Source organism: Chryseobacterium populi (assembly GCF_000282115.1).
Taxonomy (GTDB): Bacteria; Bacteroidota; Bacteroidia; order Flavobacteriales; family Weeksellaceae; genus Chryseobacterium; species Chryseobacterium populi.
This window is the reverse complement of record NZ_AKJY01000014.1, coordinates 1-16,239: the sequence shown is the minus strand read 5'-3', so window position 1 is coordinate 16,239 and position 16,239 is coordinate 1. Positions and strand designations below refer to the sequence as shown.

Genomic DNA, 16,239 nt, shown 5'->3' with positions numbered 1-16,239 from the left:
GCAAAAAACAGCATAAGGTTTTGGCAATATTTTTGATAAAACCTTTTAAAATTTGGAAATTGAAGACTATATATAATTCAATACGGGAGGAAGTCATAAAACACCCTAAAGTGAAAAATTCTGTTTTAGGGAATGTTACAGAATGGAAAAGAAGCCATTATATTATTCTTTCCGAAATCATAAAAGACGAGCTATCTGAAGCTGAGGAATTGAAAGGCGGGAAAAGGTTTGAAATAGGAAATACTATTTCACACGTTACCCTGCAACGTTTTTTTGAAAATGACTATCAGGATAAAACCCATAACGATCTGCGCTTTCTTAAAACACTGGATAAAATATGTATTTTCCTGGGTTTTAAAGATTTAAATGCTTATATTCTCTCAATAAAAGATAAGAAACCAGAAAATGAAGAACCGACTGTTGAAGAATTTCTTACGCAGATGGTTTACAATTACTGTTCTACTGTTTTTGAATTTTATAAAAAATTTCCCGATCATAAAACTGAACTTTTTAAGGACCTTGTTTTTGATGGCTCTCCTTTTTTAGAAAGGGCGACACAGTTCAGTAAAGAGCTTTGTGACAGAGAGTTTCAGTTGGTGACCAAAAATAACCGTTCCAATTTTGAAGTGTTTGATATTCATGTGGTAACAGATGAGCCCGATAAAAAAATACTGGAATCCCAGGAATTCTGGAATCTTTTGTTTAAAGTAGGTGAAACCGGAGAAGAGCACTTCGTCAACCAGCTCAACACACAGATCTATTTTATCCGGAAAATAGATAATGTCTGGAAAATCTGGGACAACTATAATCCGGATGCAGGAAGATTGAATAATAAAAAATGAAAGCCATAGAAATCTATGGCTTTCAAATGTTCGAAATGTTTTTTTTTCATTTGTCTTTTGTACTTACAAATGTATACAACCAATTTTCAACATAAGAAACTTAAATATACTTAAATGAACTTTTCTTTAAAATTATGTTAAGTCTGATTAAGGATTCTCCGTTAATTATTTCTCCATTTCTAAGATTTTCGTAATTTGCATACCATAAAATAAAAGTAAAAAAGAAAATATGTCAACACTTACATTTGCCGAAAAAATTGCTCAAGCAGAGAATTTTTTACCAATTAATGGTACTGATTACATTGAGTTTTATGTAGGAAATGCTAAACAGGCTGCTCATTTTTATAAAACCGCTTTCGGTTTTCAGTCTGTAGCATATGCTGGTCCTGAAACAGGAGTAAGAGACCGTGCTTCTTATGTTATTCAACAGGGGAAAATAAGACTGATCCTAACTACAGGTCTTAAGTCTGAATCACCGATCAGCGAACACGTAAAAAAACACGGGGATGGAGTAAAAGTTTTGGCACTTTGGGTAGATGACGCTTATAAAGCTTTTGAAGAAACTACTAAAAGAGGTGGAAAACCATATCTTGAGCCGGTAACGTTAACTGACGAATATGGCGAAGTAAAAATGTCCGGAATCTATACTTACGGAGAAACGGTTCACATGTTTATTGAAAGAACAAATTATTCGGGTCCTTTCATGCCCGGGTATGAAAAATGGGAAAGCGATTATAAGCCTGAAGATGCCGGTTTATTGTATGTCGACCACTGCGTAGGAAACGTAGGCTGGGACAGAATGCTTCCAACGGTGGAATGGTATGAGAAAGTAATGGGATTTGTAAACATCCTTTCTTTTGATGACAAACAGATCAACACAGAATATTCTGCTTTGATGTCTAAAGTAATGTCAAACGGAAACGGATATGCAAAATTCCCGATCAACGAGCCTGCAGAAGGCAAGAAAAAATCTCAGGTAGAAGAATATCTTGATTTCTATGAAGGGGAAGGCGTGCAGCATATTGCCGTAGCTACAAAAGATATCATCCATACGGTAACTGAGCTTAAAAAACGTGGGGTAGAATTCCTTTCAGCTCCACCGGAAGCATATTATGACATGGTTCCTGAGAGAGTGGGCCATATTGATGAAGATCTTAAAAAACTACAGGATCTGGGAATCCTGATTGATCACGATGAAGAAGGATATTTATTACAGATCTTTACAAAACCTGTAGAAGACCGCCCTACCCTTTTCTTTGAAATCATTGAAAGACATGGTGCACAAAGCTTTGGTGCCGGTAATTTTAAAGCATTATTCGAAGCATTGGAAAGAGAGCAGGAAAAAAGAGGTAATCTTTAATTTAAAAATATTAATATTGAGTTTTGTCAGGATGCAAAATCCTGGCAAAACTTTTTTATAAACACATTTATAAGCACATTCATATGAGAAAAATTTTCGTCGGACTTTTATTTTTTGGCGCATTGGGTTTAAAAGCGCAATACGGAACAATGAATGAAATCCTAACCAGATTAGAAGAAAGAAAAGGCATCAACCAGAACCTGGAAAATGTAAATATTGACAACAAAAAGTTTGTTTTCATCAAAGATTTTGATGACCATACAGAAAGAGACTTTATCATTATCAAAGGAAAAAATGCTACTTATGTGGAAGTTTTTGATGATAAGGCTACCGGGGAAAGCAGCTCAAATGTTTTTACAGGCGACATTATCAGAAAAAAGAATATTGTTTCTTTAAGAGCTGATATGCTTGAAAACAAAAGAGTCCCGCTTCCTGTTACCAAAACTTTATTGTTAACCAAACAGAAAGATATTCTGTACCTTATTGATGTCAATACAAAAGACAGATGGATAGATGAAGCATCTTATTCAAAAAAATAATATAAATATCCTGAAATAAACATGTAACATTCCAGAATGATCGTGATCCAGGATATTTGCTCTTAAAATTTTAACAGATTTATTTTAAATCTCCATTAAATTCAAACCTTATGAAATCATTTGTAGAATATTCCTCAAATTCAGACTTTTCCATATATAATATTCCTTTTGGAGTAGCCGTTTTTAACAAAGAATATATCGGATGCTGTACCAGAATCGGAGATCAGGTTGTTGATCTGGCCACGTTATATGACCTTGGATATTTTGAAGATATCGAAGGACTTGATGATAATATTTTTGAGGCTTACACCTTGAACGAATTTATCGAATTAGGGAAACCTGTAACCCATGCAGTCCGCACGAAAATTCAGGAATTATTACAGGAAGGCTCCACTTTGTCAAAAGATGAGAAAACCATTGAAGATGCCTTCTACGACCTTGATGAAGTAAAAATGATGATGCCGGTTCACATTCCTAATTATACCGATTTTTACAGCAGCATCGAGCACGCTACCAATGTCGGAAAAATGTTCCGCGATCCTGCCAATGCATTGCTTCCGAACTGGAAACATCTTCCTGTGGGATATCATGGAAGAGCTTCATCAATCGTGGTTTCCGGAACGGATATCAACCGTCCTAAAGGCCAGACAAAACCGGCTGATGTGGAAAAACCGATCTTCGGGCCTTCCAAACAATTGGATTTTGAGCTGGAAATGGCTTTCATTATCAATAAAAATACGGAAATGGGTGAAAGCATTTCTACCAGAGAAGCAGAAGATGCTATTTTCGGAATGGTTATTTTCAATGACTGGTCAGCAAGAGATATCCAGGCATGGGAATACGTTCCGCTTGGGCCGTTCTTAGCAAAAAACTTCGGCTCGTCAGTTTCTCCGTGGGTAGTTACCTTAGAAGCATTAGAACCATTCAGAACAGCTTCTCCTGTACAAGATCCTGAGGTTTTAGAGTATCTGAAATTTGAAGGAGATAAAAATTATGACATCAATCTTGAAGTTTATATTCAGCCTGAAAACGGGGAACAAAATTTAATTTGCGAAAGCAATTATAAACATATGTACTGGAATATGACCCAGCAACTAGCCCACCACACCGTAAACGGATGCAATATAGAAGTCGGAGACCTGTATGCAAGCGGTACCATTTCGGGAAGTGATCCAAAATCGTTCGGCTCTATGCTTGAACTGACCTGGAGAGGCCAAAATCCTATTTCATTAAGCAACGGACAGGAAAGAAAGTTTATTGAAGACAATGATACCGTTACCATGAAAGCCTGGGCTGAAAAAGAGGGAGTGAGAGTAGGTTTCGGTGAAGTGAGTGGTAAAATTATTCCTGCAGTTTAAAAACTTAAGTGATTTTTGTGTTTAATAAAAAATATGAAAACAGTAATCCCATCTGAAATATCTCCGGTACAGCTGCAAACCATTATGCAGACTGCCATTTCGCCACGTCCTATTGCTTTGGCTTCAACGGTGGATAAAAATGGCACCATCAACTTATCGCCATTCAGCTTTTTTAATATGTTCAGTACGGTTCCTCCGATTTTGATTTTCTCACCATCGAGAAGAGTCCGTGACAATACAACCAAGCATACCCTGGAAAATGTTCTTGAAGTTCCGGAAGTTGTGATCGGGACCGTAAATTTCCCGATTGTACAGCAGATTTCTTTAGCCTCTACAGAATATGATGGCGGAGTCAATGAATTTATTAAAGCCGGACTGACCATGAAAGACGCAGATCTCATTCAGCCTAAACTGATTGAAGAATGTCCCGTAAATTTTGAATGCAAAGTATTAGAGGTAAAACATTTAGGGGATCAGGGCGGTGCCGGAAATCTGGTAATCTGTGAAGTTCAGAAAATTCATATCAGAGAAGAATATCTGAATGAACAGGGAGTTCCGGATCAGAAAAAACTGGATATGGTAGCCCGTTTAGGTGGAAACTGGTATTCAAGAAATAACGAGAACAATTTATTTGAAGTTCCGAAACCCCTGGTAACCAAAGGAATCGGATTTAACCTTCTTCCCGACGAAATTAAATACAGCAAAATATTCTCCGGAAACGATCTGGGAATGCTTGCCAATGTTGAAGTATTGCCGGGAGAAGCTTTCCATGCAGATGAAAACATTCATCAGGATGCCCAGAAATTATTACTGGAAAATAAAATTGAAGAAGCCTGGAAATTACTGATCAGATAATTTTCATAGCTTTTCAGATATGCAAAGCCTTCCTGTTTAGGAAGGCTTTTTCTATTCGGTCGTTTCAATTCCTGTTGAATTTTCTGATTAAAAGCTCCTTATCTTTTATGCTTTCTACCCTGATATTAAATGCATTTTCAAGCAGCGTAAATAATTCCGAATCATTACTGATATCAATATTTTCTTTAAAACCGTTATTGTAACGGATATTTAAAGATTTATTGTGAATGGTATAGCGGGCGGTTCTATCCACTTTTGTGATGATCAGATTTCCTTTAAATGTTGATGACGGATGGGTAGCAATAAACCAGTTGGCAACTTCAACATCAGATTGTTCTGCCTCCTCCAGGGTAAACCCGTAGATCGGCATTTTCTCTTCTGCAATTAATGACAAAATATAATGAGTGCCATTTTGTGTTATCTGAAATTTTTCATTGGGAGTGGTTTGCTCATCTTTAGAATGCAAAACCAGCGGAGCGGTCAGTGTCACCGTCCCAAACCCTGAATCAGCAAGATACTTTTCTCCATTAAGCGTCACAACAAGCAACATGTGTGTGCGGGCCGCTTTATCCTTTCTCTCCCTCCTCCAGAAAACCCTTCCCAGATGGACGGTAACCTGAAAGCCTATTGTTTCCAGAACATTTTTCAGCAAAACATTCTGCTCATAGCAATATCCGCCCCTGTTTTCAACCACCAGCTTTTGAAAGACATTTTCTATATCTACCTGCGGAACCAGGTTTGTATAACTGTCGATATTTTCAAAAGAAATATATTGGGGATGCAGCTCAAGTATACTGTTCAGAGTTTCCAGATCTGCTTCTGCATTTCCGGTAAAATGTATCCTCTCGAAATATTTTTTTAATTCTGTATTTTCCATTTGTATATTTTATTTATTAAACCGATTTTATTTAAATAATCTCACCGAAGCAAAAACACCGTAATTATTTTTGATTATCCTTTCGGGACCATAGGCATCAAAGTTGGCACCCAATCCGAAACTATAGTCATGATAGCTGAGCCCGGCCCTTACCATTAAATAGCTTCTCGCATGATGATCATCCTTCACGGTTTGCGCATACAATCCCTGTAACCTTGAATATATTCTCCATTTCTCATTCAGTTTCGGTTTATATTCAACCATTCCGAAACCTTCAAGGTTACTGTTACCGGACAAATCAATTCTCGGCCCGGCAACAAGGGTAATATTCTCCGAAACATAAGAATACAATACAGAAGCACTCGGCCTTAACCCTGTAGATGGTGTATAATGTATTCCAGCAAGGATCCTGAAGCCTTTTACAAATTCATAGGCCAGATTAAACTGGGACATCGCATCTTTTGCATTCTGCTCGTTCCATTTTGAAGAAATATTGCTGACACTGAAAAAAGACAGTCCAGTTACCTCTTTAAAGTTCTTATTAATGTTCAGTTGGGATGCAACGCCTTCGTATCCGGTGAGCAGCTCAAAAACCACAGGTGCATTTGAACGTTCTTTTAATTCATTCATCTGGCCTTTAACGGAAAAAGCAAAACCTAAAAATAAGATTAACACGCTTTTAAAATTCATATTCTCAACTATTACACCGCAAATTTCAGCAATGTAAGCAGTCCGGACGTAGAACAAACAAAGCAATTAACAGGACAAATCAATCCTTTTCCTGTATTGGTTGGGAGAATTCCCTGTATGTTTTTTAAAAAAGCGGGCAAAATAAGAAGGATCTTCAATTCCTAATGAAAAGGCAATATCCGCAATACTCAGATCAGTATTTGAAAGCAGCGATTTAGCTTCCATCGTTAATGTTTCACTGATGATCGCAGAAGCTGTTTTTCCCACTGCCATTTTCACCGACTTATTTAAATGGTTGGGAGACACATTCAGCATCTCTGCATATTCCCGGATACTATGAACGGTATTAATATGTTGAGTAACTTTTTTCCGGAAGTGAAATGCAGTCGTTTCATTTGCATTAAGTACAATAGGCGGAAGTTCCTGTATGATCGCCTTTATTTCCGCTAAAAAAGTCTGCAAATATGAACTTAATAAACTGATCTCATTCTGCTTATACAGTTCCTTCATTCTCTCCAGAAGAAATAGAATATTTTCTTTTACCTGAACAGGCACCGGAATCCTGTGGTCGTTCCTTAAATCCAGATAGTTTAGTATTTCCATCAGATTTTTAAAACCCGTGTCTCTTGAAAGAAGTTCATCCGGAAAATGGCAGTAATATCCTTCAATATCATCTGAAAAGGTTTCCATAGTTCTTATTTTATAGGGTGGCAGGATCATCAGAGTAGATTCAGATATAGAATAGGAATCTGAACAAACTGTTTTGATCAGTTCACCTTTGCTGACAAAAACAAAATCATTTACCGTCAGACGATGGGGAAGAAAAGGAGTTTGCAGCTGGTTTTTCTGAACGGAAAGCTCTACAATAAAAAAATCATTCAACCCTTTAGTTTCAAAATCACCAGAACCGTTTTTCCCTATGGCTCTGAATTTTTCAGGATCATATTGAGGAATCAGTGTCATAACTTCAAATTTATATAAATGAAATTCAGTTTATACTTTAAAACAAAGGTTGTATTTACATTTTCCGGTACAGAAAATCAATGCACTTTTTCACTACTTTATTTAAATCTTCCGGCAATTCATTTTCCGTCCAGGGTTCTTTTGCCCCAAAGGTATGATTGGCATTTTCAATTAAAAACAATTCGGAATTCGGGTTTAATATATGAAGATGCTCAGCGTTTTTAACCTCTACACTTTCATCATTCGTTCCGTGAATAATTAACACATGGGCTTTTGCCATTTCTGCAGCCCTCTCTACATCAAAGCGGTGTTCATTCTGCTTAAAATCCTGGTAAAACTGATAATAATGAGGCATTTCCTGTTGTGTTCTTCCGTTTAAAACGTAATATACTCCGGCATTTCTCCAGTTCTCAAGATTATCTTTCTGAGGAAAACGATCTAAACTATCTACACTGGCCAGAGTAATAAGACCATTGATTCTCTCATCCTCAAAAGTTTTAATAATGGAAATCCCGCCACCTCTGCTGTGCCCGATCAGAATTATTTTCTGATCATCTACTTTAGAATCCTTAATAAAATATTCTATGACAGCACCGAGATCCGAAAGTTCTTTTGAATAATTATTATTTCCGAAAGCCTGAAGGTCTCCAAAATTATCCGGATCATCCAGGGTAGTTCCGTTATGTGAAAAATTAAATTTGACAAAGAAAAATCCCGCTTCAGCCAACTTCTCAGCCATCAGATTCCAGGCACCCCAATCTTTGTAACCTTTATAGCCATGAACAAAAATCACTAACGGCAATTTGTTTTCAGTTTCAGGATAAAATGCATCGGCAAGGAAATCCCTGGTTTCACGATTTGAAATAATAACATTTTGTTTTTTGGTGATCTTCATATATTTTGTTTTTGTTCATCGCAAAGACACTAGGCTCTTTTCTATATTTCATCAATTTTAAAAATATTTTACGGCCTTGCAACCCACTTAATTTTCAACTAAAAATATTAAAAATAGAAATAAACACAAAGTAAAACCTTAATTTTGCTGTATGTTGGATTTAAGAACGGTAACTGTAATGCGTTATATTCTGCCATTGAGAGAGGGAGGCTCGCTTCCGGCACTGGCAGAAGCTGACGATGACTTTAAATATGTATTGAAATTCCGTGGTGCAGGACATGGAGTGAAAATGTTGATCTCAGAACTTTTAGGCGGAAAAATCACGGAAGCTTTAGGATTAAAAATTCCTGAGCTCGTTTTTGTGAACCTCGATGTTGATTTCGGAAGGACGGAAGCTGATGAAGAAATTCAGGATTTGCTTAAATTTTCCGAAGGATTAAATCTGGGGCTGCATTATCTTTCCGGATCAATTACTTATGACCAGGGCGTTGTAATAGATCCGCTTCTGGCTTCGAAAATTGTATGGCTGGATGCATTTATCACCAATATCGACCGGACTTATAAAAACACCAACCTTCTGATGTGGCATAAAGAGCTTTGGGTAATTGATAACGGGGCTTCCTTTTATTTCCATCATTCATGGCAGAATTTTGATGCTGCTGCGAAAACCCCGTTTAAATATGTTAAGGATCATGTTTTACTTCCGAAAGCTAAAATGCTGGATGAGGCCGATAAATTTGCCCATGAAGTGCTGAATGACGGTATTTTCAGGGAAATTGTCAACCTGATTCCTGAAGATTGGCTGCATTGGAGTGATGCAGATGAAACGCCGGAAGAAATCCGTGAAATTTATTTTCAATTTTTGACAACCCGGCTGGAAAATTCACAAATCTTTGTAAACGAAGCAAAAAATGCAAGAGGATAAAATATACGAATACGCTGTAATACGCCTGGTACCGAAGGTTGAAAGAGAAGAGTTTTTCAACATAGGGCTGATCATGTTTTCAAAAAAAGAAAAATTCATCCGCGTAGAATATTACCTGTGTCCGGATAAATTCAGGCTGATGCACAGTAAACTCGATTATGAAGATATTATCCAAAACCTGGAAAGCTTTCAGAAAATTGCCACCGGTAATAAAGAGGGCGGACCTATTGCCCAGCTTGAAATTCCCGAACGTTTCCGTTGGCTAACGGCGGTGAGAAGCTCTGTTGTGCAGACGTCGAGACCCCATCCGGGAAAATCCAAGGATCTTGAGAAGACTTTTGGTAAACTTTTTGAGGAGTTAGTAAGATAACCGCTTCTCAAAAAATACCCTATGAAATCGTCACAAAATAAAATAATCCGCAGGTTTTCAATAAACCTGTTTTTTGTTATCTTTCTGGGGATATTTAATTCGGCATTTTCCCAAAATCAGATTGAGCAGAATATTCCTAAAAGTATTATGCTTCCTGAAAAAACAATAGTTTCAGAAAACATCTCCCATAAAACCGATGATAAGGGAAGCCCTGTTCTTCTGGATATTTACCAGCCAAAAATTACTCCCAAAGAAAAGCTTCCGGTTTTAATTTATGTTCATGGCGGTGGATGGGTTGGCGGTGATAAAATAATCCGTACCGGCAGCTATATTGAAAATATGGTTTTAAAGCTGATAGAAAAGCAATACGCCGTTATCAGCATAGATTATACTTTGGTAAATAAGGATATACATTTTCCGGCTCCTTTACAGGATACAAAAGATGCCATAAGATGGGTAAGGAAAAATGCCGGAAAATATAATTTTGACCCTGATAATATCGGGCTTTTCAGAACTTCTGCAGGGGCACACCTTTCTTTACTTTCCGCCTATACACAGGATAAAGAGTTCATTGGAGACCCTGAGCTTTCAACATATTCTGCCAAAGTGAATTATGTGGTCAATAATTTCGGGCCTTCTGACCTGAACCGGCTTTTGCACACCCGTACCGGCAAGATCCCTGTCTTTTTTATAGGTTTATTATCTGAGAAAATTGTTGATTTCAGGCAAAACCTGGTTTTAGGAATTTCAGGATATGATATTAAAAAAGACAAAAGAAAAGTAGTTGACCTTTTTAAAATCCTGTCACCGGTAGCCTATGTGGATCATGGAATTCCAACCTTAATTGTGCAGGGAGATAAAGACAAAGTCGTCCCGTTGAAACAATCTAAAAAATTACACAGAAAACTTAAGCGGGAAAATATTGAAAACACTCTGACGGTTGTGAAAGAAATGAGTTTGGGTTATGAGTTAAGAGTTGGGAAATCATTTGATATACATTCCTATTTCATTTAATATTGTAAATATTTAATTTTCAAAAACATAAAATTAATTCAAAGTTATAATTTCTATAAATTTGCTAGATTACTATACATACCTGTATTTTTTATTTGCAAAATAATTAACTTGGCCAATGTTTAAATTATTCAAAATAAATTAAACAAAAAATTTAATTATTTATTCATAAAAATTCAAACAGATATGGATTTCTTAAATAACATCAATGCATTAACGCTTGTTTTTACATCGATCCTGATCTTTGCAATTGCCTACCGTTTTTACGGAATTTTCATGGCCAATAAAGTATTGCGGCTTAATGATAACAATACCACTCCGGCTTTGGAATTTGCGGACGGAAAAGATTATGTAGCTACAAATAAAAATGTTCTTTTCGGGCATCATTTTGCGGCAATTGCTGCTGCAGGACCATTAGTAGGGCCTGTATTGGCTGCACAGTTCGGATATCTTCCCGGGGCTTTATGGATATTGATAGGCTGTGTGTTGGGAGGTGGTGTACATGATATGGTGGTTTTATTTGCATCGGTACGGCATAAAGGACAAAGCTTAGCGACCATTGCTTCTAAAGAAATCGGAAAAACAACAGGAACTGTAGCAGGCTTTGCTATTTTATTCATATTGATCCTCACACTGGCAGGGCTTTCACTGGCTTGTATCAATGCCATGCACGAAGCTTCGTGGTCTTTGTTTACAGTAGTTATTACAATGCCGATCGCGATCATTATGGGACTGATCATGCGCTATCGTAAAAACAGTGTGACTTTTGCCAGTATCCTGGGTGGTATCCTTCTGATCGCAGGGATCATCGGCGGTCATAATCTCATGCAGAATGAAACAATGAATAATTTATTTTCATGGGATATTACAACAATTTCTATTGCCATCCCATTATATGGTTTTCTGGCTTCTGTACTTCCGGTATGGCTTCTCCTGGTACCGAGAGATTACCTTTCCACCTATTTAAAAATCGGAACTATCGTCATGCTGGCTATCGGTGTGATCGCCATACATCCTACGATACAAATGCCAGCTATCACCCAGTTTGTAAATGGTGGCGGGCCTATTATCGGCGGACCTGTTCTTCCTTTTATTTTTATTGTGATTGCATGTGGCGCTATCTCAGGGTTTCATGCCGTTATTGCAACAGGTACCACTCCTAAAATGCTTAACAAGGAAAGAGAAATCCTTTTTGTAGGTTATGGAGCGATGCTGGTGGAAGGGTTCGTGGCCCTTATGGCTTTAATTGCCGCGTGTACACTGATGCCCGGTGATTATTTTGCCATTAATACCCCAAAAGAATCTTATGATGCTTTCCTTGCTGCCCACCCTTCTTTACATGGGGTAGACATTAATTATTTTTCTGAAAAAATAGGTATTGACCTGCACGGAAGAACCGGAGGTGCCGTTTCTTTAGCTGTAGGAATGGCCCATATTTTTAATAAAATCCCGTATATGGATCAGCTGATGGCCTATTGGTATAATTTTGCCATCATGTTTGAAGCTGTATTTATCCTTACTGCCATTGATGCGGGAACACGGGTAGGACGTTTCTTTTTACAGGAAATGCTCGGTTCCGTAATCCCGAAATTCAATGATAAAAACTGGGTCCCGGGAATCATTATCAGCAGCCTTCTTTTTACATTCGCCTGGGGGTATCTTGTGTTTACAGGTAATGTGAGCAGTATATGGCCGCTGTTCGGGATCAGTAACCAGCTATTGGCAGCCTGCGGGCTCATTGTATGTACCACGATGCTGATCCGGCTCAACAGGGGAAAATATGCATTATGCTCTGCTATTCCCGGAATCTTTATGGCAGGGATTACATTCTGGGCAGGATATATTCAGATCACAACGATATACATTCCAAAAGAACAATATTTACTGGCAACACTGGCGGTTGTAGCCATGGTGCTCATGCTTGTTGTATTTATAGGAGCTTTCACAAAATGGTATCAGCTTTTAAAAATCAATAAATCCGAAATCGATTTCTATGGTGAGCCGGTGAAAGAGATGGTGGAAAGGTAGGTGAGTTTTGAGTTATGAGTTGAGAGTTTAAGTTTAGCTGATGTCATTGCGAACTGAAGTGAAACAATCTGCAGTAAATTCTATTGCCGGTGATTGGTTGGCAATGACATTATTTTTAATCTTTTTAAAACAATATTACTACACTGCCCGATATATTTTTATACATTTGTCCTGCTTTAGGGGTATTCTGGAAAGAATTGAGAGAGTCCCTTTGAACCTGATACGGCTTACACCGACGTAGGGAAAAGCAAAAAAACATTCTCCGGCAATGTATCTTTTGTTTTATTTCAGAATCTTCCTAAAGCTATTTTAATAATCAATAGCAACGGAAAAAATGAAAAAATATACCTATCCATCTGTTTTAACGATTGCAGGATTTGACGGAAGCGGTGGCGCAGGCATTCAGGCCGATATCAAAACAGCTTCTGCGCTGGGATGCTTTTCAACATCAGTATTAACCGCTCTTCCCATTCAGAATACCCAGGGGGTAAGAAAAATTTACCCGATTCCTGTAGAAGCTGTGGGAGATCAGATAGAAGCCATTCTCGATGATATTTTCCCCGATGCAATCAAAATAGGAATGGTTCACACGCCTGAACTGGTTGAAACCATCGTTCAGGCTTTATGCAAATATAAAAAGATACCCATTGTATTCGATCCTGTAATGGTGGCTACAAGCGGACACCACCTGATTGAAGAAGAAACGGTAAATGCCATTATAGAAAAGCTTTTTCCCATTGCCGATATCATTACCCCGAATATGGATGAAGCAGCAATTTTAGCTGATATGAAAGTACAAACTCTGGACGATCTGTATTCTGCCGGAAAACGGATCAAACAGCTGGGGTGCAAAAGCATACTTCTTAAGGGCGGCCATCAGGAAACCTCAACCATCACTTCTTTATATTTTGATGCAGATGAAAATTTCCATTCTTTTGAAACGGTAAAATTTGACACTAACAACACCCACGGTTCCGGCTGTACCCTTTCTTCTGCAATAGCGGCTTATCTGGCTCAGGGGAAAACTTTATATGACTCCGTATCATCTGGCCAGCACTATGTTTATCAGGCTATAGAAAACGGAAGAGATGTACAGGCAGGCTTTGGAAACGGGCCGCTTAATCATTTTTTTAATCCTCAGAAACTTATCAAAAATGAGATAGTCTGAACAAACCTGGCAAACCATAGAAGAACATCTATCAGGGAATTAAAGCACTCCAATATGAAAGGCTTCAGAAAACTGATTTAACAGTTTATTTCAAAAAATACCCTTGAGAAAACACGGCGTCTATGAAAACACCGGTTATCTCAAGAGATATTAATTAATCTGAATTCTTTTGTGCTTAAAAATTAAAATTAAGCCTTGTAAAAACATATCTTCCGTTTTGCCCGAACTGCGAAGTAGACCGTGAATAAATAAACTGGTCATTATTCGTGGAAGCGGTAAGGTTTTTGGTCGGGTAAATATCAAACAGGTTGTTTACTCCCAGTGTTAAACCTACATTTTTTGTAAACTGGTACGCTACAGAAACATCCGTAATGATTTTATCAGTGATCTGCTGATGTTCGTTAAATTCGGTAACGCCGTCGCCATTGGCATCTATAATATCTGCTCCGGTTACTTTTCCGAAATAAGTATTCCTCAGATAGAAAGTTGCCTTTTCCCAGGTAAGATTATGAGATAAACCTGCCTTCACCCTCGGCACAGCTTCTTCAAGATATATTCTTGATTTTTCAGAGAAATAAGTGTTTTCGAGATTGGCAGACTGCAATAAACCTGATGAGTGAATTCCACCTACTCTTTTTGTCTGATTGAGGTTAACCGCAAAATTATTATCCAGCTTTACTCCTGAAAACTTTGCGTTGTGACTGATTACAACATCCACTCCTTTGGTTTCCGTATCAATAGCATTGGCAAAAAATTGCCCTGCATTTACATTGGCCTGATCAAACGCAACTTTGGCAGCATCCGGAACTGCAGCTCTGGTAAATTGGTCTGTAAGGATAATCCGGTTATCAATTTTTGTGAAATATCCGTCAGCCGTAAACGTTAAATTAACGGAAGGAATTCTATAGGTAAACCCTACACTCGCCGATTTTGAAGTTTCCTGCTTCAGACCCGGAATTCCCAGAAGTCCTGCAATTTTTGAATCATTACTGAAAGTTCCCACTTCCAGAAGCTGATTATTAGTAAACAAGGTAGAGGTTACATTATAGTAAATCTGGTGAATGGAAGGTGCCCTGAAGCCTGTGGAACCCGCAAATCTGAAATTAAGGTTCTGATCTACTTTAACCCTTGAAGCCAGCTTATAATTGAAAGTCGAACCAAAATCCGAATAATTCTCATATCTCGCTGCCGCATCCATCAATAACCAGTCAGTAAAATTGAATTCAAAGTCGGCATATCCTGCAACAGACTGCCTGTTTTTATTGACTGCATTTTCGGGCCTGAAACCGCTGAAAACCTGCGATCCACCGGGAAGTGTATTTCCAAAAAAGTCGGTAGGCCTTTGCGTATTGCCAGTCCATACATTTCCGTTCACATCATACGTTGCATAAGAAGCTTCCTCCCCTGCTGTTATTTTAAAATTTTCATAACGGTGTTCTGCCCCGAATGCAATGTTAATTCCTTTCCACACATCATATTTTTTTGAAAAATCAAGATTGATGGTATTTTGAGAGAATCTTAATCCACCGGCGTCAAACTCATTCGGGGAAGCAAATCTCAAAGAAGTATTTCCTGTATTCTGGATATTGTAATCAAAAGAATTCTGTCCGTATGTGTTGCTGAAATCAATATTCCAGCCGCCCAAGTTTCCTTTAATTCCTGCTGAAAGCGATAGATCCTGAATATCTGTTCCGATCTGCGGTAAATATCCGTCTGCAAACAATCCGGTAAAAGTCCTGCTTTGATTAGGTCTCCTGTAGAAACCTCCCGAAGTACCATGCCTGAAGCTGTAACCTCCGAAAGTATAGACTTTCCAGTTATCATTAACAGGAACTTCTATATTCGCAAAAAGCTGATGGTTATTCAGTTTGGACTGCCCTACCTGCATATTGAAATCTTTTCTGTCCAGTCCTCGGTAAGCCAGTTCCTGATTGGTTACATCAAAATTTAATAGAGATTGAAGCCCTTGCTGAATTACATTTCCATTAGCATCTTTTATATCCTGAATAATAGATGTTGATTGTATTGCAGACTGTTGAGAAGCAGTAAAATAATTTACATTCTGAGCATACTGATGGATATAATTTACAATCTGTTGTGAATTGGGAGTGGTATTGATATTACTGAACAATGATGAAAAGTTTACGCCGTCATTTAAGGCTCTTTTCTCAATAGCATTGTAGGCATTATAAATATTGCCGCTCTCCGTACCTGCCCTGTAGGTCGGATTTCTGAACTGTGAAGTCCAGGTGATGTTATAAAATCCGCCTCTCTTTCCGATTTTATTCCCGTAATTAAGGTCAACCTGAAAATTTTGTCCGTCAAAATCTCCGGTATGGTCATTGGCTGTAGGCG

The 16,239-nt window shown here is 38.0% G+C and carries 15 protein-coding genes and 1 riboswitch; of the genes, 10 read left to right on the top strand and 5 right to left on the bottom strand.

All coding sequences use genetic code 11. The features are described 5' to 3' along the window. The first annotated feature begins 110 nt into the window (after nucleotides 1-110). From PMI13_RS04495 to PMI13_RS04475, 5 genes are all read left to right on the top strand, one after another. On the top strand, nucleotides 111-842 hold the full coding sequence (locus PMI13_RS04495; protein WP_238536277.1) for a hypothetical protein: 732 nt from the start codon (nucleotides 111-113) through the stop codon (nucleotides 840-842). 229 nt (nucleotides 843-1,071) lie between these two features. Beyond that, complete coding sequence (hppD, locus tag PMI13_RS04490) at nucleotides 1,072-2,202, top strand: 4-hydroxyphenylpyruvate dioxygenase (protein ID WP_007841123.1); 1,131 nt, start codon at nucleotides 1,072-1,074, stop codon at nucleotides 2,200-2,202. A gap of 83 nt (nucleotides 2,203-2,285) precedes the next feature. Beyond that, entirely contained in the window at nucleotides 2,286-2,741 is a 456-nt protein-coding gene (locus PMI13_RS04485; protein ID WP_034669789.1) for a hypothetical protein, read from the top strand. 110 nt (nucleotides 2,742-2,851) lie between these two features. Further along, nucleotides 2,852-4,099 carry a fumarylacetoacetase gene (gene fahA / locus PMI13_RS04480; protein ID WP_007841119.1) on the top strand — a complete coding sequence of 416 codons (1,248 nt, stop codon included), beginning with the start codon at nucleotides 2,852-2,854 and terminating at the stop codon, nucleotides 4,097-4,099. Nucleotides 4,100-4,132: 33 nt separating this feature from the next. Further along, nucleotides 4,133-4,954, top strand: a complete 822-nt coding sequence (locus PMI13_RS04475) for a flavin reductase family protein (protein ID WP_007841117.1) — start codon at nucleotides 4,133-4,135, stop codon at nucleotides 4,952-4,954. Between the two features lie 64 nt (nucleotides 4,955-5,018). Here the strand turns inward: PMI13_RS04475 and PMI13_RS04470 are convergent, their stop codons facing one another. The 4 genes from PMI13_RS04470 to PMI13_RS04455 all read right to left on the bottom strand — a co-directional run bounded on the left by PMI13_RS04470 (nucleotide 5,019) and on the right by PMI13_RS04455 (nucleotide 8,379). Next, the gene (locus PMI13_RS04470; protein WP_007841116.1) at nucleotides 5,019-5,831 is read right to left on the bottom strand and encodes an arylamine N-acetyltransferase family protein; all 813 of its coding nucleotides are present in this window, start codon (nucleotides 5,829-5,831) and stop codon (nucleotides 5,019-5,021) included. Nucleotides 5,832-5,858: 27 nt separating this feature from the next. Next, on the bottom strand, nucleotides 5,859-6,521 hold the full coding sequence (locus tag PMI13_RS21300) for a hypothetical protein (protein ID WP_034669791.1): 663 nt from the start codon (nucleotides 6,519-6,521) through the stop codon (nucleotides 5,859-5,861). Between the two features lie 66 nt (nucleotides 6,522-6,587). Then, nucleotides 6,588-7,484 carry a helix-turn-helix domain-containing protein gene (locus PMI13_RS04460; protein WP_007841114.1) on the bottom strand — a complete coding sequence of 299 codons (897 nt, stop codon included), beginning with the start codon at nucleotides 7,482-7,484 and terminating at the stop codon, nucleotides 6,588-6,590. 55 nt (nucleotides 7,485-7,539) lie between these two features. Further along, nucleotides 7,540-8,379, bottom strand: coding sequence for an alpha/beta hydrolase family protein (locus PMI13_RS04455; RefSeq protein ID WP_007841113.1), 840 nt, complete (start codon nucleotides 8,377-8,379; stop codon nucleotides 7,540-7,542). Nucleotides 8,380-8,530: 151 nt separating this feature from the next. Here PMI13_RS04455 and PMI13_RS04450 point away from each other — a divergent pair, with 151 nt between their 5' ends. The 5 genes from PMI13_RS04450 (at nucleotide 8,531) to thiD (ending at nucleotide 13,884) form a co-directional block, all read left to right on the top strand. Next, the gene (locus tag PMI13_RS04450; protein WP_007841107.1) at nucleotides 8,531-9,304 is read left to right on the top strand and encodes a HipA family kinase; all 774 of its coding nucleotides are present in this window, start codon (nucleotides 8,531-8,533) and stop codon (nucleotides 9,302-9,304) included. Continuing rightward, nucleotides 9,291-9,674 carry a DUF3037 domain-containing protein gene (locus PMI13_RS04445; protein ID WP_007841105.1) on the top strand — a complete coding sequence of 128 codons (384 nt, stop codon included), beginning with the start codon at nucleotides 9,291-9,293 and terminating at the stop codon, nucleotides 9,672-9,674. The genes PMI13_RS04450 and PMI13_RS04445 overlap by 14 nt, the downstream gene beginning before the upstream one ends. A 21-nt stretch (nucleotides 9,675-9,695) precedes the next feature. Continuing rightward, complete coding sequence (locus tag PMI13_RS04440) at nucleotides 9,696-10,688, top strand: alpha/beta hydrolase (protein WP_007841103.1); 993 nt, start codon at nucleotides 9,696-9,698, stop codon at nucleotides 10,686-10,688. A gap of 186 nt (nucleotides 10,689-10,874) precedes the next feature. Further along, nucleotides 10,875-12,716 (top strand): carbon starvation CstA family protein, encoded by a 1,842-nt coding sequence (locus tag PMI13_RS04435; protein WP_007841101.1) that lies wholly within the window; start codon nucleotides 10,875-10,877, stop codon nucleotides 12,714-12,716. 168 nt (nucleotides 12,717-12,884) lie between these two features. Next, a riboswitch (TPP riboswitch) is annotated at nucleotides 12,885-12,977 on the top strand. A gap of 73 nt (nucleotides 12,978-13,050) precedes the next feature. Next, the gene (gene thiD, locus PMI13_RS04430; RefSeq protein ID WP_007841099.1) at nucleotides 13,051-13,884 is read left to right on the top strand and encodes a bifunctional hydroxymethylpyrimidine kinase/phosphomethylpyrimidine kinase; all 834 of its coding nucleotides are present in this window, start codon (nucleotides 13,051-13,053) and stop codon (nucleotides 13,882-13,884) included. A 175-nt stretch (nucleotides 13,885-14,059) separates the two neighbouring features. Here the strand turns inward: thiD and PMI13_RS04425 are convergent. Then, the coding region (locus PMI13_RS04425; protein WP_007841097.1) for a TonB-dependent receptor plug domain-containing protein at nucleotides 14,060-16,239 on the bottom strand (2,180 nt) is incomplete at its 5' end.